Annotated in this window: 20 protein-coding genes, 1 pseudogene and 1 CRISPR repeat array; of the genes and pseudogenes, 6 read left to right on the forward strand and 15 right to left on the reverse strand. The window is 32.6% G+C overall.

The features are described 5' to 3' along the window. Nucleotides 1-303: 303 nt before the first annotated feature. The 3 genes and pseudogenes from AMQ68_RS04695 to AMQ68_RS04700 all read right to left on the reverse strand — a co-directional run bounded on the left by AMQ68_RS04695 (nucleotide 304) and on the right by AMQ68_RS04700 (nucleotide 3,199). Nucleotides 304-660 carry a two-component system response regulator gene (locus AMQ68_RS04695; RefSeq protein ID WP_054509436.1) on the reverse strand — a complete coding sequence of 119 codons (357 nt, stop codon included), beginning with the start codon at nucleotides 658-660 and terminating at the stop codon, nucleotides 304-306. A gap of 823 nt (nucleotides 661-1,483) precedes the next feature. Then, nucleotides 1,484-1,690 (reverse strand): annotated as a pseudogene (gene tssD / locus AMQ68_RS24840) (type VI secretion system tube protein TssD); the annotation flags it as partial. A gap of 210 nt (nucleotides 1,691-1,900) precedes the next feature. Continuing rightward, complete coding sequence (locus AMQ68_RS04700) at nucleotides 1,901-3,199, reverse strand: tail fiber domain-containing protein (RefSeq protein WP_054509437.1); 1,299 nt, start codon at nucleotides 3,197-3,199, stop codon at nucleotides 1,901-1,903. Nucleotides 3,200-3,720: 521 nt separating this feature from the next. On the opposite strand from AMQ68_RS04700, the gene AMQ68_RS04705 reads away from it, so the two are divergent. After that, complete coding sequence (locus AMQ68_RS04705) at nucleotides 3,721-4,356, forward strand: TetR/AcrR family transcriptional regulator (protein WP_054509438.1); 636 nt, start codon at nucleotides 3,721-3,723, stop codon at nucleotides 4,354-4,356. A 302-nt stretch (nucleotides 4,357-4,658) separates the two neighbouring features. Here AMQ68_RS04705 and AMQ68_RS04710 read toward each other — a convergent pair whose 3' ends face one another. The 7 genes from AMQ68_RS04710 to AMQ68_RS04740 all read right to left on the reverse strand — a co-directional run bounded on the left by AMQ68_RS04710 (nucleotide 4,659) and on the right by AMQ68_RS04740 (nucleotide 12,175). Then, nucleotides 4,659-6,725 (reverse strand): type IA DNA topoisomerase, encoded by a 2,067-nt coding sequence (locus AMQ68_RS04710; protein ID WP_054509439.1) that lies wholly within the window; start codon nucleotides 6,723-6,725, stop codon nucleotides 4,659-4,661. Continuing rightward, nucleotides 6,722-8,155: a DUF3945 domain-containing protein gene (locus AMQ68_RS04715; RefSeq protein ID WP_054509440.1), complete on the reverse strand. Its 1,434-nt coding sequence runs from the start codon at nucleotides 8,153-8,155 to the stop codon at nucleotides 6,722-6,724. Before AMQ68_RS04715 ends, AMQ68_RS04710 begins: the two co-directional genes overlap by 4 nt. Nucleotides 8,156-8,248: 93 nt before the next feature. Continuing rightward, a complete protein-coding gene (locus AMQ68_RS04720) occupies nucleotides 8,249-8,545 on the reverse strand; it encodes a helix-turn-helix domain-containing protein (RefSeq protein WP_054509441.1) in 297 nt (98 codons plus the stop codon). After that, nucleotides 8,542-9,123 (reverse strand): hypothetical protein, encoded by a 582-nt coding sequence (locus AMQ68_RS04725; protein ID WP_054509442.1) that lies wholly within the window; start codon nucleotides 9,121-9,123, stop codon nucleotides 8,542-8,544. The genes AMQ68_RS04720 and AMQ68_RS04725 overlap by 4 nt, the downstream gene beginning before the upstream one ends. Further along, nucleotides 9,104-9,403, reverse strand: coding sequence for a helix-turn-helix domain-containing protein (locus AMQ68_RS04730; protein WP_054509443.1), 300 nt, complete (start codon nucleotides 9,401-9,403; stop codon nucleotides 9,104-9,106). Before AMQ68_RS04730 ends, AMQ68_RS04725 begins: the two co-directional genes overlap by 20 nt. 169 nt (nucleotides 9,404-9,572) lie before the next feature. After that, on the reverse strand, nucleotides 9,573-10,418 hold the full coding sequence (locus AMQ68_RS04735) for an RteC domain-containing protein (RefSeq protein WP_054509444.1): 846 nt from the start codon (nucleotides 10,416-10,418) through the stop codon (nucleotides 9,573-9,575). A gap of 47 nt (nucleotides 10,419-10,465) precedes the next feature. Next, on the reverse strand, nucleotides 10,466-12,175 hold the full coding sequence (locus tag AMQ68_RS04740; protein ID WP_054509445.1) for a helix-turn-helix domain-containing protein: 1,710 nt from the start codon (nucleotides 12,173-12,175) through the stop codon (nucleotides 10,466-10,468). A gap of 276 nt (nucleotides 12,176-12,451) precedes the next feature. On the opposite strand from AMQ68_RS04740, the gene AMQ68_RS04745 reads away from it, so the two are divergent. The 4 genes from AMQ68_RS04745 to AMQ68_RS04755 are packed head-to-tail and all read left to right on the forward strand — an operon-like array spanning nucleotide 12,452 to nucleotide 14,710. Next, nucleotides 12,452-12,691 carry a hypothetical protein gene (locus tag AMQ68_RS04745; protein ID WP_054509446.1) on the forward strand — a complete coding sequence of 80 codons (240 nt, stop codon included), beginning with the start codon at nucleotides 12,452-12,454 and terminating at the stop codon, nucleotides 12,689-12,691. Next, complete coding sequence (locus AMQ68_RS24845) at nucleotides 12,688-12,879, forward strand: hypothetical protein (protein ID WP_082383976.1); 192 nt, start codon at nucleotides 12,688-12,690, stop codon at nucleotides 12,877-12,879. The genes AMQ68_RS04745 and AMQ68_RS24845 overlap by 4 nt, the downstream gene beginning before the upstream one ends. Before the next feature lie 21 nt (nucleotides 12,880-12,900). Then, a complete protein-coding gene (locus tag AMQ68_RS04750; RefSeq protein WP_054509447.1) occupies nucleotides 12,901-14,412 on the forward strand; it encodes a MauE/DoxX family redox-associated membrane protein in 1,512 nt (503 codons plus the stop codon). A gap of 34 nt (nucleotides 14,413-14,446) precedes the next feature. Further along, a complete protein-coding gene (locus AMQ68_RS04755) occupies nucleotides 14,447-14,710 on the forward strand; it encodes a DUF6520 family protein (RefSeq protein WP_054509448.1) in 264 nt (87 codons plus the stop codon). Between the two features lie 101 nt (nucleotides 14,711-14,811). On the opposite strand, the gene AMQ68_RS04760 is transcribed toward AMQ68_RS04755, so the two are convergent. Both AMQ68_RS04760 and AMQ68_RS04765 read right to left on the reverse strand, forming a co-directional pair. Next, nucleotides 14,812-15,222, reverse strand: coding sequence for an IclR family transcriptional regulator C-terminal domain-containing protein (locus AMQ68_RS04760; protein ID WP_054509449.1), 411 nt, complete (start codon nucleotides 15,220-15,222; stop codon nucleotides 14,812-14,814). 24 nt (nucleotides 15,223-15,246) lie between these two features. Beyond that, nucleotides 15,247-15,531, reverse strand: coding sequence for a helix-turn-helix domain-containing protein (locus tag AMQ68_RS04765; RefSeq protein ID WP_054509450.1), 285 nt, complete (start codon nucleotides 15,529-15,531; stop codon nucleotides 15,247-15,249). A gap of 95 nt (nucleotides 15,532-15,626) precedes the next feature. On the opposite strand from AMQ68_RS04765, the gene AMQ68_RS04770 reads away from it, so the two are divergent. Continuing rightward, nucleotides 15,627-16,580 (forward strand): aldo/keto reductase, encoded by a 954-nt coding sequence (locus AMQ68_RS04770; RefSeq protein ID WP_054509451.1) that lies wholly within the window; start codon nucleotides 15,627-15,629, stop codon nucleotides 16,578-16,580. A gap of 594 nt (nucleotides 16,581-17,174) precedes the next feature. After that, nucleotides 17,175-19,762: a CRISPR direct-repeat array (repeat unit 47 nt; unit sequence GTTGTGAATTGCTTTCAAAAATTATTATCTTCGTGATTAATCACAGC). Nucleotides 19,763-19,819: 57 nt separating this feature from the next. Here AMQ68_RS04770 and cas2 read toward each other — a convergent pair. The 3 genes from cas2 to cas9 are packed head-to-tail and all read right to left on the reverse strand — an operon-like array spanning nucleotide 19,820 to nucleotide 25,273. Continuing rightward, nucleotides 19,820-20,158 carry a CRISPR-associated endonuclease Cas2 gene (gene cas2, locus AMQ68_RS04775; protein ID WP_054509452.1) on the reverse strand — a complete coding sequence of 113 codons (339 nt, stop codon included), beginning with the start codon at nucleotides 20,156-20,158 and terminating at the stop codon, nucleotides 19,820-19,822. After that, entirely contained in the window at nucleotides 20,155-21,048 is an 894-nt protein-coding gene (gene cas1, locus AMQ68_RS04780; protein WP_054509453.1) for a type II CRISPR-associated endonuclease Cas1, read from the reverse strand. Before cas1 ends, cas2 begins: the two co-directional genes overlap by 4 nt. A gap of 10 nt (nucleotides 21,049-21,058) precedes the next feature. Then, the gene (gene cas9, locus AMQ68_RS04785; protein ID WP_054509454.1) at nucleotides 21,059-25,273 is read right to left on the reverse strand and encodes a type II CRISPR RNA-guided endonuclease Cas9; all 4,215 of its coding nucleotides are present in this window, start codon (nucleotides 25,271-25,273) and stop codon (nucleotides 21,059-21,061) included. Nucleotides 25,274-25,395 lie beyond the last annotated feature (122 nt).

Consider the following 25,395-nt stretch of genomic DNA (forward strand, 5'->3'; position numbering starts at 1 on the left):
CAGGAAATATAATATATTAGAAAAAACAACCATCACTTTCTCCAAGAATATCCAATGAAATATCGATTACTAAAAAAATTATAAATTTATTTTCAATTGAAATAATAATTTGATGACCCAAATACACTAAAATGGTTACTACCAAAATTAATCACCTAAAAATGAACTGATGATGAATTAGTATTAGAATAGACTTTATTCATTACGAGGCTGTTTAAATATAACGAAATAACTTATTAACCTCCATTCAGTGTCAATTTACTTTTGAGTGAAAAGAATCATATTATAACCATGACCTAAGAATTACGAATTTTTTTTCACCACCTCTATCATATCATCAATATCAAATGGTTTTCTTATATAGTCATCTGCTTTGCAATCACTTGCTTCCTTAGGTAAGGTATGAGAAGTGGAAGTCAGAACAGCAGATATATCTTCTGTTTCTGGCTCAGATTTCAAATCTTCAATAACCTCTGAGCCTTTCTTATTTCCTTTGATATGATCATCTACAATCACTATATCAGGCTCAATCTCTTCAATTTTTTCGATAGACTCTGTTGTTAATGATGGGATTACATCAAAACCTTCCTCCGTCAAAACCTGATCCATTATATCCAGGATATCTTCATTATCCTGAACAAGAACAACTTTTTTCTTCATAACCAACTCGTATTTCATATAAATATACAAAAAAGAAAAATGCAACCCGTAAAAGGTAAAAGTTTATTTACTTTCTAATCAAATAAGAAAACCAGATACCATTTACTATATGAAAATTACATACTTACGAACAAGTATCTAATGATATTAACAATAAAGTCTCAATTAAAAATAAATTAAGTCGATTTCTATACAATTTTTTTTTAAGATTCACTTTTTTTATATAATTTAGTCTCGATTCTCATTTAATCGTGAGTTTTCAGGTTTTATCCCCACCTACGGTTGGGGGTTTTATTTTACCCCCAAAAGATATGTTAGCTTTTCTCAACTGCTATAAAAATATATTTATTGATTTTCCATTTCAAATAATAAATCACTATCAACACATTAAAAAAAATCTCTATAAAAGAGTGTCTAGTCCTTTACATAGCTTCTCTTAAAAAAATAGAAACCTCCCAAGGGCGCTGGGAGGTTGAAATTATAAAAACACAATAATAAAAAAAAGCACCTCTCTAGAAGAGGTACGTAAATATAAAAAAAAATCACAAATATTTTAAGTAGTAAAAAATAGGATATCTAACTTTATTATATTATTCTCAGGCAGAGAATATTTGAAACTAAAATCCCCTACTGGAGCCGAGTAACTTTTAATATCAAAAAAACTCATTTTAATATGAGAATTTACATAATTATAGGAAAAACACCTTTCTATTCAACAGAAAATGAAAGTTTAAACCATCTCAATAATTTACAATTAACAAGCGAGGATAATTTTGACAAAAACATTATGTTGAATAAGTTACAAAGGTTAATCTTTTGATTTTCAACGACAAACCCAATCTATATCACTCAGTACAAAACTAATCAACATAGAATTTTCATTTATTGCATTAAAATCTGCTTTATACTGAATTACATATCCATTTTCCCAGTCTAAAGTAATGAGGATTCCTTCTTCATGTGATTTGTTGAAGATGATTTCTCCAGAGGTAGATTTATACTGACCCTGCAGTCAGATTTCCAGAATATTGATAAATACGTTTTTATAATTTACGACACAAGTGCTTAGCAAGTATATAATTTATTTTATCAGCAGGATATTTAAATCTTATTCTCAACTTTTGCAGTACTTCTATGATAGTATACGCAAAAAAGACACTATCTTGTTAGTACTTGCATTCATGGTAGTATAATAAAAAAGCTGCCCCTTTGGGCAGCTAATATCATCATCCAAAAACAATTAATCTGTAACAACCATTCGTTTTGAGTCAATCAATTTACCATCTACTAATATAGAATACATATATAGACCCGCTAACAACTGATCAGAAGTTATCATGACAGAAGATGCACCAGACTGCTTAATTGGTACAGCTTTAATCTGTTTACCTGACAAATCGTAGATAATAATAGTAGCACTTCTAAATTGTCCTACTATATTATATTTAATCTCAGTTTCACGAGAAAAAGGATTAGGTACATTTTGTTCCATGGACGAAACTAACCCGATAGATTGATTATTTGTCAGTTTTGATTCTAATTTTTTCTGAAGATCATTTATTTGCTGTTGTAAATTTTCAATCATTTTTTGCTGCTCCTGCATCCCTTTTACCAAGGGTACAACAAACTCACTGTAAGCGATGCTATAATTGTCATTTTCATTTTCAGGGGTATGAATCCCATTAAAGTTATAATTAGCTTTTTTAGCAGCTTCTGCTACTTCCTGTGCAATAAAGCCACTATGGCGGATAATATTAGCACTAGTGAAATTCTGATTCATAGATATTGCACGTGCTTCTTCGGACAGATTTTTGGACCAAAACTCTGTTATTTTCTTTGTATCTAAATTATATACTACAGGTCTTAATTGATTGATAAATGATAATCCTTTTACATCTTCTTCTTTTACATTATTCTTAAAGCGCCCGTCAGAAAATGTATAGGCAACAGGTCCTTCCACAACAGTTACTGTAGCATTCCCAATTCTTACCTTATTACTCGTATTTACTACGGCTCCGGCACCGATAGCTGTAGCATTGGTCAAAGCATTGGATGCTACATCTGCCCCACTGCCTAGCCCCGTGTTAAAAGTGCCTGTAGCATTGGTATAAAGTGCAGCGAAACCATTCGCTGAATTATCAGTACCCGTAGTGTTTAAGTACAATGATCTAAATCCTATTGCTGTATTGTTTACAGACGTAGTCCCTAATAATGCTTGATAGCCAAAGGCAGCATTATAATTTCCAGAGACGTTACGATTCAGTGAATAAGCACCTGCTGCTGTATTATAACTTCCTGAAGTATTGGCATTCATCGAAAGATAGCCATTCGCAACATTGGCCACTCCTGAAACACTTGGTAATGCACTTACACCAAAAGCTGCATTAAGTGAGCCTCCGATTGGGATACTATTGATTGAATAAGAAACGTTCTGAGCATGTAACAAATTGGAAAATGTAAGTGATAAAACAATGCCTGCAACAAGTTGCAATTTTTTGGTCTTCTCCAAGATTTTTGGAAGTGTGTTTGATGTTTTCATAAAAATTTGTTATTAGTGATTTTGCGTACTCTTTAGGATTTTCTGCATACTCCTTATCTATCAAAGTTAAGTAATTAAATTATAAATCACCAAATATTGAAAAAAAACAAAAACAGACAAATTACTTATAATCAGCCATAAAAAAACTCAGCCTAATTAGAAAGACCGTAAAACATAGTACCCACAAACATCTTCGTTCCGAATAAATAAATCTAAAAACAGTACTATTACACTCCAAAAAAAGGATGGATGATTTGGGAACAGATACAATAGTAAACCTATTGTTATAATTCCTATAAAAATTAGTGCTTATTCTTTAATAAAAGTAATTGAATAATATTCAATTTACAGAGAAGTTAACCAATCATGTTAATACCCTTCTGTTGCCAAAAAAGCCGCACGTATAAAAAAATGAGCGTAATGGCAAAACGTGAAAAAGAACATCTAGATAAAACACTGAATACGTTTGAAGATATTAACAAAAAATTGCATATTGCAAAAAAAAAAATAATACGAGTATTATGCCTAGAAAAGTAGTGCAAGGTCCTATCAGGGACAAAGAAAAAACTAAACAAAAATTACTTGCAGCAGTTGGTAAAATTTTAAAAGTAAAAGGTTACTCAGGTCTAAAAGTAACTAAGATTGCAGACGTTGCAGGTTTCGATAAAAAACTTATTTATGAATATTTTGGAAGTACTGATAAATTAATTGATGAATATATCAAATCTCAGGATTATTGGACGAAGTTTAATAAGACGGAGGAGGTAGATCTTTCCGACGGTGGTAAAGAGCTTTCTAAAACTGCAGTACTTAACCAGTTTGAAAACCTGAAAAATAATAAAGAACTTCAAAAGATTATTCTTTGGGAACTTTCAGAAAGTAAACCTATTCTTAGAAAATTAGTAGAACAGCGTGAAGAAGTAGGAGGTGTGTTGTTTCAACATATTACCGATCCTCATTTTGGTGAGAATGCTACTAGATACCGAGCAATTATGGCTTTAATTATTTCTGGAGCTTACTACTTAAATCTTTATACAGGGTACAATGCCAACAAGTTTTGCGGTATTGATATGAAAGCTGATGAAGGAAGAGCAGAGATCGAAAAAGCAATTGTTGAATTGATCGACTTTGCATACGTAGAAAAAAATAATGTATAAAAGTTTTCCATCTAAAAAATACAATTCAAAACGATAAAAACAGGTATAAAGTATTATAAAATGAAAATCCCCGACAACAGCCGAGGATAAAAACTATTAAGCGAAAACTCATTATTACGATGAGAATCGATATAAATATAGTAAAAAAAAGAATTATATAACGAAAAATATCTAAATTGATTAAAAATATTAACATAGAAATACAAAATGAAAATTGACTATTCAATGTATTGAGCGCAACTCAATTATAACAAACGATTAGTTTTAACAAATGATTGCTCATAAAATTACTTTAATTTTTTTTATTTTTCAAACATAAAAGAAGTTTCCCCTTGATCATTCATTACTATAAATGCATCGAACTTTTTCCCCATTTTACTTTTCATTCCTTTGATCAAAGAAGTCTTTTTATGATCAATGAGATCCTTAATATCCTTTACCTTCAACTGCTTACCACAAATCATTCTAAACTGCCACCAACCACAACTTTCATTGGCACATCTAACAACTTTTTCTCTTAGTAAAAGAGAATGCTTTTTACATCGGGGGCAAAGAAGTTCAGGATTCTGTTCATGGGCAATAGAACAAGCCAAAAGTTCTCTTGTTATAACCGATACGTACTCTTCTATACCCTTCTGAAAAGTAGCAACATCCGATTCTCCATTTTCAATATGTTGTAAGGCAAGTTCCCACTGAGCCGTCATCGAAGCATCGGCAATTTTCTTGTCTTTAATCAAGTCATAAACCTTAAGTCCTTTTTCAGTAGGAACCAATGATTTATTTTTACGGATCATATAATCACGTTTAAATAAGGTTTCAATAATAGCTGCCCTGGTTGCTGGAGTACCGATACCTAGAGCCTGAAGGACTTTCCGCTCCTCCTCTATTTGTATTCCTTTTCCACAATTTTCCATTGCCGATAACAACCCTGCTTCTGTAAATAAAACAGGAGGTCTGGTCTTTTTTTCCAATACTCCTGCAACTTTTATTTTAAGTTCGTCTCCAGTAATAAGGCTAGGAAGTTCCTGTATTGGATCCTCATTCTCCTCACCAAAACCTCCCTGAATATTACGCCAACCTGCTTCTCTTATTATCACACCATTACAAGAAAACTCATAATGATTGACTTCTGTCAAAATATGGATAATCTCTTTCTGACATGGAGGCGATACTGCTTCTAACAGACGCAGAGCAATCACATCATATACAGTTGATTCTTTCACCGAAAGTGCAGAAGGTATTTTATCGGTAATCAACAGCCCGTGATGATCCGTTACTTTAAGAGGATTCACAACATGCTTTGCCAATTGCCCTAACACAATCTTTGCAACAGCTTGCACTAAAGATTCTTTCTCACGCATGAATCTGATCAAATGAGGAATTTCAGGCCATACATCTTCAGGAATATAACAGCTTCCTGTACGCGGATAGGTAATAAACCTTTTTTCATAAAGGCTTTGTGCAATATTCAATGTTTCTTCAGCTGAAAAATTAAACTTTTTATTGCATTCCTTTTGCAGACCCGTCAGGTCAAATAACAAGGGGGACTGTTCTGATATACTTTTGGTTTCGGCGCTGATAACAGTGGCTATCCCCTTTCTTTGAATGGATTTCAGTACATCATCAGCCGACTTTTTATCCTTCCATTGCTGCTGAGAAACACAGGTAAAATCAATATACTCTTTTCTATGCTCTATTTGAATTTGCCAGTATGGTTGAATGGCAAAATTCCTATTCTCAAGATATCTTTTACAGATCAAAGCCAATGTTGGAGTCTGCACTCTCCCCAAAGAATAAATACCTGAACCGGCAGCGATACTTAATGCCTGAGAAGCATTGATTCCCACCAGCCAATCCGCACGGCTTCGTCCTAAACCTGCCTGATAAAGAGAGTCAAAATCACGTCCAGGTCTTACGTTCTCAAATCCTTTACGAATCGCTTTTTCTGTCAAAGAACTGATCCATAATCTTTCAAAAGGTTTATTCCCATTCAGATAGTCATAGATATACCTAAAGATCAGTTCTCCTTCTCTCCCGGCATCAGTTGCCACAATGATACTTTCACACTGCTTCATTAACCTATCAATAATTTTCAACTGTTTTACTGCTCCTTGATCCACAACATACAATTGAGATTTCCTGATTTTTTTTACTGTTAATATGAAAGGATCAGGCAGGATGGGAAGTCTTTCTCTGGTAAACCCACTCATCCCATACTCTTCAGTCATAGCCAAACTAATCAAATGCCCAAACGCCCACGTCACACTATACCCGTTCCCGTAAAAATATCCCTCTTTCTTTTCATGAGCTCCTAATAATGCAGCGATTTCTCTACCGACACTAGGTTTTTCCGCAATAACTAATTTCATCGTATTTTCTTTTGGGTTGATCTGGCTTTCACCGGTTTTTGAGTTTCAGCCTTTTGTGGAGCATCAGGATCTTTCTGTCCGGACTTCAAAGACTGTTTCGTATTATTTGTTGCTTCATTTGTTTTACCTTCCGAATTTACCGCAACCTGCGTTTTATGTTCTTCAGAAGGCTTAGGATTGGCCTTTAATGTTGCAGGGTTATTAAAAGAAAACTCAGTTTTTCCGGTATCTTTGTTAAAAGTTATATATCCTTTATACTCCTGATCTTTTTTATCAATAAGCCCATCAACATACACGGTCTCACCTGCTTTAAACTTATCATACTGCTTATCATCAAGCTCCTTCCCTCTAAATACCTTAGGAACTTTTTCATTTTGAGTCTGTTGTACTTTGTGCTGAAGATTATTATCAAATAAAAATTCCACATATCTTTTATCCGCATTAAACTGTACCTCCGCATTAAAAGGTTTCCCTTTCGTAGAGATCATTCCTTCAAGATACAGAGACTTCCCTTCCATAAGATTCTGCTGCTGCTCATCCGTCAGTTTAATCCCTTTGATCTCCTGAGGAATTTTGATTTTCTCTGCTTTAAGAGCAATTAGCTCATTGGTTAATCGGTCAATACTGATAATAGAAGGAATTTTTTCGCCACTTTTAAGATTCTCAAGTTCTACAATCCTCCCCATATTTCCTGTTTTCAGCAGATTACCTTTATCTTCCTGCGTAAATTCATGACCAAAAAAGGGATACTGCAGACTAGGCTCTTTGCGAATACCATGAATGGCAACCACTACTTGTCCTTCATCATTCTGCTGCAGAGAAAGTCGGGCATCCATTCGTGTAATAGCACTCCCCAGATTAAGGCTTATCGAAACCAGATCATTGGTTTTATAGCCTTTGAGTAGAGGTTCCAATATTTTCAGTTTCTCCAGTTTTTCCTGATTCAATCCAAGATTACTCATGGTTTTCCAATCGATATCTTCTGCTTTGTAGCGGTATTCACTGGCCTCCGGTATGTTGGGTCTATTTTCCATTTTATTCTGTTTTTGTTGTTCGTTAATTTCTTGTTCTGTGTTAATCTCATACTTTGCTAAGACTCCCTTACTTTCTTCAGAGGAATCTAAAGTTGCTTTCTGTAGTTCATCAGCTGCCTCAATGGCGATAGGAGCAGGAACTTTAAAGAATGAAAATTGGGTGGGATTTTTAAGCTGGCTTAGAAAATTGGAAAAAAAATTGGAGAAAAAATCTCCGGTTTTATCAATTTTCATAAACTGATTCTGATGGTTCTTATCTGGCGAGACAGTTTCCAGTTCTCCATTTTGCCCTATCCCTTTAACCGCTTCAATTTTCATTTTCTTCTTATTGAAAACCAATACAATATCAGAAAGCTGATCAGCAATTTCAGGTGCAGATGATTCTGGTTCATTCATAACAGATGATTTTATAATTTGATCCTAAGCTAATACCCAGAAAACCTTATCTCATCGACTCGTCTTTGCCTGGCACGATTAGTCTATTTTTGTCTATACTTTTTCCACCGATCTGGAAAACCCCTGTCTGATAAACTGATGAACATCAGATAATTTGTAATATAATTTACCACTAATCGTGTAATATGGAAGTTTACCTGAAGAGCGATAACGCTGAAGAGAACGACTGCTAATTTTCAATAGTTGCAGTACATCCTGATTATCTAAGAGTTCTTCACCATCAATCGTTTGATGCGGATCTTTAAATCCCTTGATATCCTCTCCAAGAATATCAAAACGTTTCATAATACGTTCCATCCATCCTAGAAACTCCACTCTGTCTATGTTCATAATAAGTTATTTTTAGGAGTAACCTTTACAAGAACAATCTGTTGATCCTCATCTTTTAATTTCATAATCCAACATCTGGCAGCAGCCCGCCAGCTTTTCATTTTCCCCGCATGATGATCCAATTTCCAGTCCTGAGATTGATAGTGAGTATAAAATGCTTCAGCCTCCTCCACCTTCAAATCCCTTTCTAAAAAATAGAGTGTAACCTCTGAAACTTGAGGAATCAAAAAGATATTCTCTTTGTAAACTTTAGTTTCAACAATCTCTTGCCTCGAATCGAAATGATCAGGATCTACCATGGTAACAGAACTACCTTTACAGGAATTATAGCTTGGTTCGTACATGATATACCCGTATTGATTCAACTCTTTGATGCATTTATGATACGTTGCAATAGAGCTAATTTTACTCTCCTTCATTATTTTTTTCCTTGAAATAGAAATAGGATTATCAAATCTATTCCAGGTCCAGAATTGAAACAGAGAAACATACATGCTGATATGCGCCGGATGTATCCGATCATCTTCAATAATTCTTTCAAAAAAAAGAATGATATTTTTATCTTCCATCTTTTCCATGAGTATTGATTACCGGTGAACGTTTGAAATCCGTCATTAATTTCTGGATGTCTTTATAATTATAATACAGCATCCCTCCTACTTTACTGTAGGATAAAGTTCCGTTGATCCTCATATTCTGTAAAGTTCCGGAAGAGACATGAAGCAGTTCTTTGACCTCGGAGGTCCGAAGCCATAATTTTTGTTCTGATGTGTTACCCTGAAGTAGCTTTTCCATGCTTTCCAGCAATTCAGTTTTAAACTCCTGAAGGTCTTCTTTTGTGATAATAGATATTGCCATAATTTCAAAATTGTTTGATATGACAAATTTTGATTATCCCACAAAATTTCTTTCGGTAGCTTTTCGGTACTACCGTACGATTGTCAGATACTGCCTATGGATAAAGACGTCTATAATAAATACTTATTCGTTCGTATTGCCTTTTAGGAAGAAAACAGAGCATGTCATTCTATTCATCACTGCTCAGAAACAGCTGATTGAGATGGTCATTGAGCATCGTTAGAAATTTAGTACGGTTATTTTTTCGGCTCTTAATTTCCCCTATTGTTTTATAAGGATTTCCTAAATCCAGTTCAAACAACTTTTCAGTCGCTTTAATAACCTCACTAAATTCAATATTTCCTCCGTTGAAACAGTTGGTCTGATGAAGAGCATATAACAGTTCCACCAATGAAACTTTAGATGCCGACCATGACAAAGGAAATTTCGCAATTGTATTGAGCGGAAGCTTTCCAATAGCATTGATCCTTTCTAATATATATTCTTCAAGTATTTCGTTGGCCATAATCTGGGAGATCATCCCATCATGAGAAGTGGTAAAATATTCATCAAAATTATAAAGATTAGAAGATAATTCCATGGTCAGGTCATAGGATCCACGGACAAAATATTTGTGATCCAGATAGGTGGCATTGCGATGGTAATAAATATAAAAATCCTTATGTTCTGAGTGATACCGTTTAAGTTTTAAAAGTTCATTTTCATAATACTTTCGAAGTTCTTTCCTTCCTGCAGAGGGTTGTGAGGTCTCAATACTGAGTATTTTTGAGTAATAGATAAATTTTGAAAGAAATAAAGGCTTTATACTTTTGAAAAAATAAACTTCTTCTGCTATGCTTTCAAAGATAAGATCTGTAACGACAGATTTTATTTCCCGAATTGCTTCATCAATTTTGATCAGTGCTTTTTCAGAAATATGAATCACATGTTCTGTTTCTTCTGAAATAAGAGTCAATTCTTTATTTAAATCTTCCCAAAGCTTTTCAATTTTTCTAAAAAATGTTTTTGTAACCATACCTTTTTCAGGAAAATTTACAAAAAACCATATTAATCAACTGAATTTCAGCTATTATCTACTTCTTCTTTCCTTTTACGAATAAAATCTTTAGGTCGCATTCCATTAAATTCAAAAAACAGATCAGAAAAACTTTGGCGGGTCGAGATCCCACATTCTTCAGCCAATGCTTCAATAGTATAATTTAGATATTTCTTATGAGAGTAGAGGAGTACGGTAATATAATGAATTCGCATTTCTCCAATATATCGGTTAAAATTGATGCCTTTCGTTTCATTGATAAACGTAGAAAGGTAATAGGTATTTGTTTTTAGTTTCAATGCCAGTTTTCTCTGAGTCAGTCCTTTCTGAATGAACTCATTATTTTTTTCAAAAGCATGTAATTTCTCAGTGAGATCCTTGATAACCTCAACACTTAAAATCATTTTCTTGGATACGGAAACAGGAATAATATATTTTTCCTTACCCTTTTCAGCGCTATTGGCAGCGTTAAATTTTTCCTGCAGCAATTTGTATTTGATTGTACTATTCCGCTCTTTACGATAATGCAGTATAAAAAGAAGTAAAAAAATAAAAGTTAATACGGAAAAAGTAATCGTTAACAGCGCTCTGTTATAATTCGTCTGTAATAAATATTTTTTTTCATCCAATAGAGACTGCCGATCATATTCTTTATGTATTTTAGAAGAAAGATAGGTAAAGTCTTTAGAGATCAAACTATCAGCTTTTAACAACTGATTGGTATAATAAAGCTGTTTACCAAGATCCTTTTTTTTCTTATAGTAATTGATCAAATATTCATAATTACTTCTGATTCTAGGCACTACAAAATGATGTATGTTAAAAATAGAATCTACTTTCTGAAAACTGCGGATTGATTTTTCCGTATCATATTTCAGATAACATTTCCCCAGATAAAAGTAGATAATAGATACCCATTCAAAATCACCCGTCTTAATGATCTCAGGCAATGACTGATGAAAATCTACAATAGCTCCTTCATAATTATCCTGATAAAACTTTAAAATCCCTTTCGATTTAAAAAAATAACTTTTCTCAAGCAAAAAATCTTTACTGTCACCAATATTTGAGAGGGCTACGGTAACAATACTGTCTGCCTTACTATTTTGCTGTAAGTTTCCATAGCAAATGGTAATCTGGTGTAAACTATTCAGATATCCTCTCTGATGATCATACAGTATATTAGGATGTAGCTTATCTTTTGTCTTCCGTTCAAAAAATGCAATACATTCATTAAAATGCTCTATTGCTTCTTCATAATATCCCAAGTAACTTTTCACTACCCCCAAATGGTAAATCACTTTATATTTAAGGTATTCATTCTTTGTATTTTTTGAATATCGATAAGCTTTTACATATTGGTCTAGAGCAGGTTTAAATTTTTTAAAACTGAAATAATACACAATACCCTTCCCTAAATAAGCATACGTTATTAAATCATTATCCTTAGAACGTAAAGCAGCATAAATAGTACTGTCTGCATAGGCCAATTTCATATACTCTGACGGATTGTAAAGAACAGCATCTCTGTATCCCTGTACTAGCTGTGGAAAATCCGCCTCTTTTTTTGCTTTTTTAATATACTCATTGATGTACGGAATCGCCCGAACATCATTTCTTATTAAATTCTCATAGTTTTTTCTGATATCTGCATATTCATTTTTTTCACCTGCATACAAGTAATAAGATGATAATAAAATAAAGCTAGCGATGAACATACTTTTGACGATAGTCATAATGGTATTTTTGGGAAATGGATCATTCCAAAATTAAACAAATTAGACTAAAAAACACTGAATTACAATAAGTTATTCACTAAATCAAGATATATCCCTGCGGATTCCTATTAATAAACATTTAATACTGTAAGGATCTGTCAAAATTTAAAAATCATGACGTATGAATTTTTAAACAATGCCTATAAACACTTTTTCAGGGGCTTTTAGTCCAATATCTTTGACTCAGGAATTCCAATAAAAACTCGGCCGAGATAACCTTAAAAATCAATTACCATGAAAAAGTTTATCTCAATAACAACCCTTTTATTATGCACATCATCTCTCTCTTCTTGCAGAGAGTCAGATGAAACAATTACAGCTTCTGAAACTCCAATTTTGACAATCAAACAGGAAACAAAAAACGAAGGTGAAAACTTAAAAAATGGAGACTCTTTAAAGATTCCAGACAGTAACGAAATTGATCCACCCATAAAAGACGGACAGGATTGGAAGCTTACATCAGATACCAAATGACAAGCAAAACTGAGCCACTGAACCGTTGTACAAAATCAATCATCCGTACAACAGGAACGTCCTGCCCTATCAGTGGAATTTGGGAAAGCACAGGTAATTTCAGAACCACCTGCCCTGTTGCAAAGGGTAGTCAAATGCCTAAGTACTTTGGAAAAATAATCCAATGGAAACTCATACAGATCGGCTGATAACAGTATAAAATTATTATCATGAAAAATTTAATTCTTAAGATCCCCAACATCACATCCTATTTCTTCATCCTTTTATTCTGTTATGCAGCCATAAGTAAAATAATGGATTTTGAAAACTTTCAGGTCCAGATTGCACAGTCCCCATTACTGAGTACATATGCGGGATTGATATCTTACAGCACAATTATTATAGAATTAATCATCGTTATAGCGTTGTCTTTTTCAAGAACAAGACTTCTAGGATTGTATGCTTCACTTTTTCTCATGGCAGCTTTTACCATTTATATCTATCTAATATTGAATTACAGTGATTTCATTCCCTGTTCTTGTGGTGGAATACTACAAAACATGAACTGGACACAACATTTAACTTTTAATATTATTTGTACAATAGTATTAATAGTGGCAATCACTTTATCGGAGCGTAAAAGAAGTATGAGAACCTCAAGATTGATTTCCAACATAAGTTTACTACTTATTCTAAGTTCAGGGACTGTTGTTTATTTATTTTTGACTTCAGAGCATATGATAAAAAAGGAGAATAATTTTACGCGGAGATTTATTCCTACGGCAGTAATGGAATCCAAAGCTTTGCCACTAAGTACTGATTCCTATTATCTTGCAGGCATTGAAAATGAGAAAATATATTTGGGAGATTCCAAAGCCCCTCTCATTCTTACAAGCGTAGATACAACCTTAATCAGAGCTTCAGCACGTAAGCTCACCCTTGACAATACCCATTATCAATTTAGAAATGTACAATTACAAGTTCAAAAAACCTACTATTATTTGTATGATGGCACCGTTCCCGTCATTTATCGCGGGCGTATCAAAGATTCTATAGCTAAAACAATAAGTTATAATGAGGTATATTTTAATCAATTTATACCTTTAGACTCAACCCAATTTGCTTTTAGAACCATCGCTACTAAAAATAAACAATTCATACTGGCAGGTCTGAAACTTGAAAAGAGTCATCAATCAGTCGTCAATCTGTATACCTCTATTTTAAAGAAACAGAAAGATGGTATTTTTGATTCAGATGGAAAATTGCTTTACGACCGAAAAAAATCCAATCTTATCTATATTCACAGCTACCGAAATCAAATTATAGTTATGAACAATGATTTCAAAGTACAGCACCAACTTCATACAATAGATACAACCACCATTGCTCGGGTTAAAATCCGGAAACTTACAAACGGTAGTTATAAAATGGTAGCTCCTCCATTAAAAGTAAATAAAAGTTCCACAGTGTACGGAGGTATTTTATTTAATCAATCCAATTTAATTGGCAAACATGAATCTCCACAGACATGGAAAAGAGCTTCCATTATTGACATTTATCGTACAGACAAGCAAGAATACTTGGGTAGTTTTTATATCTACAACAGAAATGACGTCAGCATTTCAAATATGATGATTAGTGGTAGCTCCTTATATGTAATTATTGGAAATGAATTAATTAAATATAAATTAAACAAAAAAATAACTGATAGCTACAGTACAGGGAAAGCCGAAAACCTGTAAAAAAGAGTAGGCACTTATTACAAATTCTTTTATTATGAAAAATCTAATTATTCCTGCTATCCTATTAATCATAGGAACAGGATCTGCTTTGGCCACTAAAACAGCAGACAACAAGAAGGCCGTATTGGTATCCGGTTATCACATCAACCAACAAACTGGTTTATGTGAAATTACTGACCAAAAATGTAACACTGTCGGAGTCGATTTATGTTTTTGGTCGGAAGATGGGACTACCCAGTTAAGGAACCAACCCATCAGTCCAACGATGTGTGGAACTCCACTATTTAAAGTAGAGTAATAAAAAGGAAGGATGCTCAATAGCATCCTTCTTTATTTGTTGCTCATCCACAACATATCTTTTTATCTTTCTGAAAATAATCATACGTATTGAATCGTATTTTACAATTTTACTTGTGTTGTATATTTCCCCTGCTCCCCTAAAAGCCTATTCATAATTTTCAGCGTCTCGATAAACTGTTCCTGTTTGAACCTGTAAGAGGGACCAGATACACAAAGTACTCCTATTACTTTATTTTTAAAGAAAATAGGCATAGCAACACAGTTTAGGTCAGGATCATATGCCTGAATATCCAGAGAATATCCAATTTGTTTAATGTTGATTAATTCTGATATTAAAGCACATTGCTCATCTTTTGAATTAGATAAATTATGTTGCAAATGTTCGGAATAAGCTAAAAAAGATTTTCCAATAGCAGTGGTCTTCATTTCATAATCTCGCCCCATATTGAGCGTAATTTTTACAGCCCTATTAGGTTCACATTTTAATTCATGTCTATAATAATATCCCATTTGTATAGCGAGATATGATGATTCTTATGTGGCAGCAGTTATTTTTTCTAAAATCGGCCGTAATTCTTGTTTCAATTCAATAAGTGAAAATGGAGGAACATATAAACATTCCAATTTAGAAGTAATCCGATATCTTGGGCTTAATTCGTCCTGCTCTAGATATCCTAATTCTTTAAGACTTTTTATAAAACCATACACCGTTGTCTTCTCCAATTCTAAGGCTTTTGCAATATCATTTACCCGAATAAAATTACCATTTGCGGCAATATATTCTAAAATTTGAAAGGTTCTTTTTACAGATTGAATCATATTTTCATCAATAATGAACAAATATACATTTAATTATTTTTTGTTAGATCAAAACTCACCTATAGTGTACTTTTGACAAACAAAACATAAGTATTATGCTACAAAATAGAAAATTAGGTGTATCAGAAATTACGATTGCACCATTGGTATTTGGAACAAACGTTTTCGGATGGCCAACCGATGAGAACATGACTTTTAAATTATTAGATTATTTTACTGAACAGGGGTTCAACGCTATTGATACTGCTGATGTCTATTCTAAATGGGTTGATGGACACGTGGGTGGTGAGTCAGAGTTAGCTATTGGAAAATGGCTGAAACAATCTGGGAAGAGAGATAAGATTGTGCTAGCAACGAAACTAGGTGCAGAATTAGCACCTGATAAAAAAGGATTGAGTAGAAAATACATTATTAGTGCAGTAGAAGCTTCTTTAAAACGGCTAAATACAGATTATATTGATCTTTATCAGTCACATTACGATGATCCAGAAACCCCTATAGAAGAAACTTTAAGCGCCTATGAGTTGCTGATCAAAGAAGGAAAGATAAGAATTATTGGTGCTTCTAATTTCACGCCAGAACGCCTTGAAAAATCTTTGCAAGTGGGTCGTGATAATAACCTTCCTGTTTATCAAACTTTTCAACCTGAATATAATCTGTACGACAGGGCTAATTTCGAAGAAAATATAAGACCAATAACAACAGCAAATAATTTAAGCGTAATCAGTTATTTTTCTCTTGCAAGTGGCTTTCTTACTGGCAAATACAAAAGTTTAGATGACGCTAAAGATAGTAAAAGAGCTGGCTTTGTAGAAAAGTATTTTACTGACCGTGGGCTTAATATACTTAAGGCTCTTGATCAGGTTGCAGAAAAGAATGAAACTACTGCTGGAAGCATTGCATTGGCGTGGGTTATACAACAACCTGGAATTACAGCGCCTATAGCAAGCGCTACAAATATTGATCAATTGGCTGATTTAATTAAGGCGACTACCATTACATTAGATCAAGAGGATATTGCGTTATTGGCAACAGCAAGTAACATATAATGCTTTAATAGATGACAGAGCTATGTTCTGAAGTGCCCCAATTAAATTTTGGGGTACTTTTTAGTAAGCAGAAATATTTTCGGATTTTTTCATATAAATAAGTTTAAATAGGTTGTATATTTAGATCAAAAGAAAAATTAATGTAGATAAATACGCTACACAACATTACTATTTCTCTTTTATTGGTAGGAGCCGCCTCTTTATTTGTTTTGTAATTCACAATATATCCTTTTTATCTTTCAGAAAAATCCAGCCATTCCAATACTCTGCAATGCAGCTCTTCTTTCTGCAGATTAGGTTCAAGGTTATGTCCTTTCTCGGTATAGAATAAAGCAATAACCTCTTTTTATTTCTTCTCAGACCACTATAAAATTCAATACCTACTTTCAGAAATTATTATCTTCGTGATTAATCACAGCAAATCATTCCTACATTTTTTTATTAAAATTATTGTAAATTGATTTCAAAATTATTATCTTCGTGATTAATCACAGCTTTAAAAACTTATAACAGTGCATGCATCGTTGTGAATTGCTTTCAAAAATTATTATCTTCATGATTAATCACAGCATAATACCATAATAACCATAACCAGTTGTGAATTGCTTTCAAAAATTATTATCTTCGTGATTAATCACAGCCGATCACACTCACCCATATTCTCAGGGATAGTTGTGAATTGCTTTCAAAAATTATTATCTTCGTGATTAATCACAGCAAAATGGGACGTAATGTAAATATTATGTCAGTTGTGAATTGCTTTCAAAAATTATTATCTTCGTGATTAATCACAGCATATGCTTCATAAAGCATCAATTTCGGATAGTTGTGAATTGCTTTCAAAAATTATTATCTTCGTGATTAATCACAGCAAAGGCTGCTATGACCTATGGATTTGAGTTGTTGTGAATTGCTTTCAAAAATTATTATCTTCGTGATTAATCACAGCCGTTGGATGTGCATGAGAATCGCAAGGACGGTTGTGAATTGCTTTCAAAAATTATTATCTTCGTGATTAATCACAGCACCACTCCCTTAATACTTGCATTAGTTACCGTTGTGAATTGCTTTCAAAAATTATTATCTTCGTGATTAATCACAGCATTTCAAATCTAAAAGAACCTATTATGATTGTTGTGAATTGCTTTCAAAAATTATTATCTTCGTGATTAATCACAGCGATTCTTAAAGTCTTGAATCCCAAAATTAAGTTGTGAATTGCTTTCAAAAATTATTATCTTCGTGATTAATCACAGCGGATTTAAAACATTCAACCAAGTGTTAGGTGTTGTGAATTGCTTTCAAAAATTATTATCTTCGTGATTAATCACAGCTAAAATCGTTCACAACATCAAAAGAATACTGTTGTGAATTGCTTTCAAAAATTATTATCTTCGTGATTAATCACAGCGTTAATGAATTAATATCATACATAAGATGCGTTGTGAATTGCTTTCAAAAATTATTATCTTCGTGATTAATCACAGCCTTTAGTAAAAGTATAACTTTTTTCGGCTCGTTGTGAATTGCTTTCAAAAATTATTATCTTCGTGATTAATCACAGCAAAGAAGGGCAAAAGGAATTAAGTGGGTGTGTTGTGAATTGCTTTCAAAAATTATTATCTTCGTGATTAATCACAGCTTATCCTATTTACGAAAATAATGCTATTGTGTTGTGAATTGCTTTCAAAAATTATTATCTTCGTGATTAATCACAGCGATTTGCATCAATATAAAGAAGCCGAATCCGTTGTGAATTGCTTTCAAAAATTATTATCTTCGTGATTAATCACAGCAGATTTGATGTGGAAGATGTAATACATATAGTTGTGAATTGCTTTCAAAAATTATTATCTTCGTGATTAATCACAGCCGGGAACTGTTACGGTAGACAGAGAGATGTGTTGTGAATTGCTTTCAAAAATTATTATCTTCGTGATTAATCACAGCAACAATGGAATTATATGAGATTCCGGCCACGTTGTGAATTGCTTTCAAAAATTATTATCTTCGTGATTAATCACAGCTCATGATTTAAAATTAATCTGCAAAGGCTCGTTGTGAATTGCTTTCAAAAATTATTATCTTCGTGATTAATCACAGCAAGAAGTCATGATGATGATTTTATTGAAGTGTTGTGAATTGCTTTCAAAAATTATTATCTTCGTGATTAATCACAGCAAACCACAAGTAAACCATATTAACGGGACTGTTGTGAATTGCTTTCAAAAATTATTATCTTCGTGATTAATCACAGCAAGAGCTTAAAGATCTTAGTCGCCTACAGGGTTGTGAATTGCTTTCAAAAATTATTATCTTCGTGATTAATCACAGCGGGCGAACCTTCGACGACCAAATCGCGACCGTTGTGAATTGCTTTCAAAAATTATTATCTTCGTGATTAATCACAGCGCTGCGTTATTCTTAGAAATGAGTTTAAGTGTTGTGAATTGCTTTCAAAAATTATTATCTTCGTGATTAATCACAGCCACCTAAGCAAAAGCTAAAGGCCCTTAACGGTTGTGAATTGCTTTCAAAAATTATTATCTTCGTGATTAATCACAGCAAGGAACGCAACGTGTTGATAAAATAGCCAGTTGTGAATTGCTTTCAAAAATTATTATCTTCGTGATTAATCACAGCTACAAACAAGATGTGTATTATCGGGATTCCGTTGTGAATTGCTTTCAAAAATTATTATCTTCGTGATTAATCACAGCGGAAAGATTCTCCGGCAATGCTGTGATCTGGTTGTGAATTGCTTTCAAAAATTATTATCTTCGTGATTAATCACAGCTGTTTTATCATTTTATAGAATATTTATTAGGTTGTGAATTGCTTTCAAAAATTATTATCTTCGTGATTAATCACAGCTTGGGATTAGAAACGTGCAATCGTATTTTGGTTGTGAATTGCTTTCAAAAATTATTATCTTCGTGATTAATCACAGCCCATTGTTAGTTTTTGCCAAAGTAGTTTCGGTTGTGAATTGCTTTCAAAAATTATTATCTTCGTGATTAATCACAGCACGGTGTTTGGAATGGTAATATGGTATCAAGTTGTGAATTGCTTTCAAAAATTATTATCTTCGTGATTAATCACAGCAAAAACTTTTGATGAAACCTTGCTTGATCAGTTGTGAATTGCTTTCAAAAATTATTATCTTCGTGATTAATCACAGCCTCAAAAAATAACCTACTGATATTTAGTAGGTTATTTCTATATTTAGAATTAAAAATTTAGAATAATTCCAACTGTTGAAAGGTTGGAGGTGGCTCTTCTTTATTTCTGGCAAAGAATATTTGAATATCACCAAATTGTTTGTCTGTGATACTCATAATGGCAACTTTTCCGGCTTTAGGAAGCATAAACTTGACCCTTTTAATATGAACTTCAGCATTTTCTCGGCTTGGGCAGTGGCGTACATACATTGAAAACTGAAACAATGTAAATCCATCATCAATCAAAGCTTTCCGAAAACGATTAGCATCCTTCATATTTGCTTTAGTTTCAGTTGGTAAGTCATATAATACTAAAACCCACATAATTCGGTAAGCGTTAAACCTTTCGGTATTCATATTAGTTTAGGATAAGAGATCAATCGTTTTTCTCCTGTATAACATTTATAGAGCGATGATGCTGTTGTTTTAACAGCAACTAACAATGGTCTTGTTTTACTATCAATATTTACGTCTTTTGTGGCTATCTGAAGAATATGGGCTTTAAACTCTTTTGTCAATTCCTCAGTTTCAGGATTTCCTTTTAGCCAATGCATCACCAATAAATCGATAAATGGACGGTAAGGCTCCATAAGGTCATCAGCCAGACAATAGGGATTGTATTTATTTTTATGGAAAATCCCAAGAACAGGTAATAAACCCGTTTCAACAATAGCTCTTGCCACAATACTTCTGAGAACCGAATAACCAAAATTGAAAAACGGATTAGGAGAATCACCAAAACGCTGTCTTAAAAAATCCAAACTGATAAGGTATTTCCAGTAGTGTTGTGCAGCAATCCCTTCCATATTCGTAATATCACCACTTTTTACATTATTTTGATAGTGAATCATCGGTTCATAATAATTACCAAGCCGTCGGAGAACCTCCTTTTGGTTTTCAATTTTGCATTCTATCGTTTGTTTCCAAAGTTGTTTTTTTAGCGGTTCACTGGCTTCCAGTTGATCTTTTACTCTATCTGAATGTTCGGTATGTCCATAAAGCGGCAACATAATCCCATGCGGCAAATGATGAGTGTCACAACTTATCACAACAACATTATTTCCCATCATTTTCTGAATAAGATTATGCGAAATCGTAATTTGAAAATGATCCAACATCAATAATCCCAAATCTTCTACAGGAATACTTCCTTTCTCTGTTTTAGTTTCAGGGCAGAGAATCTTCATCTGTTCATCTTTAAGTTTGAGATAGGCTGGATTACCGATATAGATTGATCTTGTAATCATGATTGAAATTTTAATATTCTCCTACTTGTACAATTTTCCCCAAATGATTTAATCTCACTTTTAAAATACCTCTAATACCATTTAATCCTTCACGTTTCCAGGTATCTCCTTTCAATTTAGAATTATCTTCAACATTTGTTTCGAGATGATGCCTAAAAAAATAGTCTTTAACTGTAAATTTTTGCACTCTAAACAAATTCTTAGAAATTAATCTTAAATTCTTTTCGTCATATAAATCTATTTCTTGAGGATTGAAATCTTCCGAATGAAACAAAAACATTTCATTTTGTTTCATGGTGAATAAAAATTTCCAACCTAAGCTAGAGTTATATTCTTTATCAATTACAGATAATCCTTGGTTTACTCTTTCAACAGCTTCATAAAAACTCAACACTCTTTCCTGTAGATTTCCAGCAGTATCTTCATAAATAGCAACGTGATGATTATTTCCAGTACTTACAAAATCAACAGGAATTTTATGCCCTTTCTCATCCAGAAATTCTTTTCCGAAGTGATCTTTTTTGTAATGCAGAGCTTCCACATTATTAACTCCAGTAATCGTAACAGTTTTTATCGCAATTCCTTTGGGTTTGTTTAACCAAATAGGATTTTTTTCTAAATCTGAAAATGCTTCTTTGGAATTTCCATTAAACTCTCTCAATCTATCTGTTAAAATATTGTGAACTTTTTTATCCGTAACTTTATCAATATTTTTATAATCTTTAAAATTATCAGAATTTATAGATTTTCTTATCGTGTAAATTGTCTCATACCAAGCTAAAGTTAAAACTTCAGGTAATTGTTCCGTTTTTTCTATGTTCAGAAATATTGGATTCTTCGCTAATATATTTTTACCCGTAAATGCCTTTTTAGAATCATATCCAAATACTTTTAATCTTTCTAATAAAGCATTTTTATACCTTTCATTCTGAACTTTATTAATGGTTTCTAAATCAAACTTTCCGGATAATTTTTCATCTTTGGTTTTAAGATATTTAGAACTCCCATATATGGTTTCCTTATGAAGTTGGCCTCTCGGAGTAAGCTCAATTTTAGCAATAATACTCCCTTTTTTCTTAATCTTATTTATATTTTTTGTAACAACTTTATTCTTTGCTTTATGTGAAATCAATATTTCTTCTAAATGCTTTTTAGCATCAATTCTGAAATTATGGATTGGTTCTAAAAATCGTCTCTGTTTTGATCCATTTTTCTTTTCAAATACTTTAGTAATTAAATTTTCAATATTTGATATCACTTTATGCTGTTTATGATCTTCATTTTTTCTTGCATTCAGATAATTGAGATATTGAATATGATTGTGCGTAGTGAAAGCAACCGTGAGAGCATCCATCGCATGATGACGATGATCATTTCTCTTACTCCAATCTATAATTTTTTCTTTTTCTTCTCCTTTTGAATTAATTACAGTTTCAGTTAAACCCCGCTTTCTATATTTCTCCAAATTCATTTCTTTCATTGTGTTTACGAGATTCCAATCTTCACGCAGTTTATCCGTAATTCTTCCCGAAGTAGAAACAACAGAATTGGTAATTCCAAAAAGAATTTCTTTCGCTTTCTTCGCTATATATTGTGTATCTCGTAAATCTCTTTCAATAAATCCATCCCCTATTTCAGTTCCTTTTTTCTGAAGTTTTTCATATTTAGCTTTAGTGATTATCCCTTTATCATAAAACTCTGTGATGGTATTGATGAATTTTTCCAGCGTATCTTTTCCTTCACTTTCCAGATAATCAAATGCGGTTAGATTTCCTTTCTTAAGATTAGCACCTCTTGGAACTAAAACTTTATTAGAAAAACTATCATCAAAAAAACGTGATTGTGGGATAATATGGTCTATATCGTATTTGTCTGTGAAAAGTTCTTCTCTTTTAATTTGAATATCTGTATATAAATCTTTAAAGCCATTATTTGACAATTCCAAATATAATTTATATCGGATAATATCATTTCTTGAAGGCGATTTTATTCCAAATTCTTTTTGTAATATTTCTGAATATTTCTGATGCTGTATGGTTGCTTTGCCTATCTCAGAAGTCATATTGGCTCTTTCTTCTGCATTCTTTTTAAGCTCTCTTGCTAATTCTATTCTTATTTCATCGGGTTTTCCATATTCTTTGATAACTTCATTCACAACGTTTATCATTTGATTAAGAATTTTTTCAACAACAGGATTTCGTAGAGAATTTTTAGGTAAAATTTCTAAGTGTTCCTTTAAAACTCTTTTTGTTAATTCTTCTGTAGTCAATGATTTTGAATGATTATAACCAGCCATTGCAGTTGCTGAAAGTATGGTATCATTATCTGATTTCTTAGCAAAAGGTAATCCGGTTTTTAAATGTGGTATAATCTTTCGCATCGCTTTCGTGCTCAAACTTCCATACTCTTGTGGAAAACCAATATCAGCCAGTATTATGGAATGTTCTTTTTTGAAACCAAATTTTTTCTCTAAAAGTTCATATAGTTTTTGATTCCCAGACGGAGAATCATCCCCATCATAAGAATAGAGTAAGTGCCATAATTGGTAAGATTTTTGCTTTTCAAAATTTGTTCCTTCCAATTCAGAATTAAAATCTAAAATAGACGTATTTATTCCTAATTCAGAAAACTTTTCTCTAACAAATTCTATTATTTTTCCAGCAGAACAAATTATCTTAGAAACGTTAATATCATCATCAAGATTACATTTAAATTCTTTTGGAAACTCAATTCCTTCATTAGCTATAATCTTTAAGTAAGCATTATATAAATTTTCGTTAGAATTATTTCCTTCGATATCTTTAAAATTGGTTTTCCACTCTTTACCTGAATATCCCAATACATCTAAAACCGCTTTCGCAGAAATCCTTCCTTTTATATTTACTTCATTAAAAATAGATTCTTTACAATCTAAATCAAGCGGAAATATTTCTTTAGATTCAATATTTTGAAACTGTAAATTATTAAGAACCTGCCAGATTTTGAACTCTTGAAACAGTAGTGAAGATTTCGGAGCTACTTTTAACCCAACTTCTTTCTTCTTAATTTTTCCGTTCTCTGTAATTTCAATCTCTCGGTTTTCAAACTCACAAATACTGATTAATCCTTTCTGAGACTTTAGTTTTCTTTGATAGAAAATGATAACATCACGGATTTCTTCTTTTAATTCTTTCGTTAATACTGTATGATACTTGGATTGGATTTCCCATATTTTTTCAAATTCATCCAAATAATCCTGTCGATAAAAAACCTGATTTTTAAGCTTAGTATGAGGGTTCTCTTTAAGCTGACAATGTAAATATTCTCCAACCGTTTGATTATTGAAATAAAGTTCTTTACTTCTATCACTGATAGCTCCCAAATAACCACTAGAATTATTAAGATTGCTATTTATCTCCTGAAAAACAACAGCCAAACTTTCAAAATCAAGTTGCTTTTTAACAGCTTCACTTCTCCAAAAATATTTTTCTATCTTTTTTTCTTGTGTTGTTCCAACTTGCTTTATTCCAACTAATGAAAAAGGTATTTCTAAAATCTTCCAGGTGGCATTTTTATTTTTCCCTTGTAATTCTTTGTAAAGATTATCACTAAAAATTTCCGGATAAAACTGTTTTTGGAAATTCCATACTCGATCGAACTCAGCTTGCAAATCGGAACGATAAAAATCAGATAATTGTTTTTTACCTGATTTTAAAAGTTCATAAGAATACTCTCCTGGAGTTGTATTTTCTTCATATAATTTTTTAGCAACAGACATTCCATCAACAATTTGTCCTTCATCTTCATTTTTGGCCTTACGACTGCTTTTATATCCTCTTTTTTTATTAATTAAAAGTAAAACTCTGGCCAATTCGGATAATTCCACTTTTTGTTTAGCAGACTTAGCACGTATTTCTTGAGTTTGAAATGTTGAATTCCTCCCACTTTCAGCAAGAAGGTCAGCTTGTTTCAGTATATTCCTTTTTTGTAAAATATCAATGAGATGGAGTCTTCTTAATTTAAATCTCTGTAAATTTCTTCTCGCTCCTCTTACTAAAGTTCTCCCTGCATTCGTTGTTATTGGTTTTCCTTTTTCAAAATTGATTTGCTCGTCAACAGTCAGTGGATTAACCCGAACTCCTAACTTTACAATTTTATTATTCATTACATTTTCAGCATCTTCTTCAACAATCGCCCATCCGATTGAAGAAACACCCAAATCCAAACCCAATATTTTTTTAGCCATAGCTATTAATTTTATGATATTGTATAAAAATAGAAATAAAAAAAATAATTAAATTATGGTTTTCCGTAAAACAATAAACATATTTTTGACTTATATTTGTCTCAATAATTTTGAAAAGCAAT

The organism is Chryseobacterium sp. ERMR1:04 (genome assembly GCF_001297705.1).
In the GTDB taxonomy this organism is placed as follows: domain Bacteria; phylum Bacteroidota; class Bacteroidia; order Flavobacteriales; family Weeksellaceae; genus Chryseobacterium.

Coding starts and splice junctions, on each gene's coding strand:
- AMQ68_RS04695 (WP_054509436.1), bottom strand. CDS start 660: ATGAAGAAAAAAGTTGTTCTTGTTCAGGATAATGAAGATATCCTGGAT.
- AMQ68_RS04700 (WP_054509437.1), bottom strand. CDS start 3,199: ATGAAAACATCAAACACACTTCCAAAAATCTTGGAGAAGACCAAAAAA.
- AMQ68_RS04705 (WP_054509438.1), top strand. CDS start 3,721: ATGCCTAGAAAAGTAGTGCAAGGTCCTATCAGGGACAAAGAAAAAACT.
- AMQ68_RS04710 (WP_054509439.1), bottom strand. CDS start 6,725: ATGAAATTAGTTATTGCGGAAAAACCTAGTGTCGGTAGAGAAATCGCT.
- AMQ68_RS04715 (WP_054509440.1), bottom strand. CDS start 8,155: ATGAATGAACCAGAATCATCTGCACCTGAAATTGCTGATCAGCTTTCT.
- AMQ68_RS04720 (WP_054509441.1), bottom strand. CDS start 8,545: ATGAACATAGACAGAGTGGAGTTTCTAGGATGGATGGAACGTATTATG.
- AMQ68_RS04725 (WP_054509442.1), bottom strand. CDS start 9,123: ATGGAAAAGATGGAAGATAAAAATATCATTCTTTTTTTTGAAAGAATT.
- AMQ68_RS04730 (WP_054509443.1), bottom strand. CDS start 9,403: ATGGCAATATCTATTATCACAAAAGAAGACCTTCAGGAGTTTAAAACT.
- AMQ68_RS04735 (WP_054509444.1), bottom strand. CDS start 10,418: ATGGTTACAAAAACATTTTTTAGAAAAATTGAAAAGCTTTGGGAAGAT.
- AMQ68_RS04740 (WP_054509445.1), bottom strand. CDS start 12,175: ATGACTATCGTCAAAAGTATGTTCATCGCTAGCTTTATTTTATTATCA.
- AMQ68_RS04745 (WP_054509446.1), top strand. CDS start 12,452: ATGAAAAAGTTTATCTCAATAACAACCCTTTTATTATGCACATCATCT.
- AMQ68_RS24845 (WP_082383976.1), top strand. CDS start 12,688: ATGACAAGCAAAACTGAGCCACTGAACCGTTGTACAAAATCAATCATC.
- AMQ68_RS04750 (WP_054509447.1), top strand. CDS start 12,901: ATGAAAAATTTAATTCTTAAGATCCCCAACATCACATCCTATTTCTTC.
- AMQ68_RS04755 (WP_054509448.1), top strand. CDS start 14,447: ATGAAAAATCTAATTATTCCTGCTATCCTATTAATCATAGGAACAGGA.
- AMQ68_RS04760 (WP_054509449.1), bottom strand. CDS start 15,222: ATGGGATATTATTATAGACATGAATTAAAATGTGAACCTAATAGGGCT.
- AMQ68_RS04765 (WP_054509450.1), bottom strand. CDS start 15,531: ATGATTCAATCTGTAAAAAGAACCTTTCAAATTTTAGAATATATTGCC.
- AMQ68_RS04770 (WP_054509451.1), top strand. CDS start 15,627: ATGCTACAAAATAGAAAATTAGGTGTATCAGAAATTACGATTGCACCA.
- cas2 (WP_054509452.1), bottom strand. CDS start 20,158: ATGAATACCGAAAGGTTTAACGCTTACCGAATTATGTGGGTTTTAGTA.
- cas1 (WP_054509453.1), bottom strand. CDS start 21,048: ATGATTACAAGATCAATCTATATCGGTAATCCAGCCTATCTCAAACTT.
- cas9 (WP_054509454.1), bottom strand. CDS start 25,273: ATGGCTAAAAAAATATTGGGTTTGGATTTGGGTGTTTCTTCAATCGGA.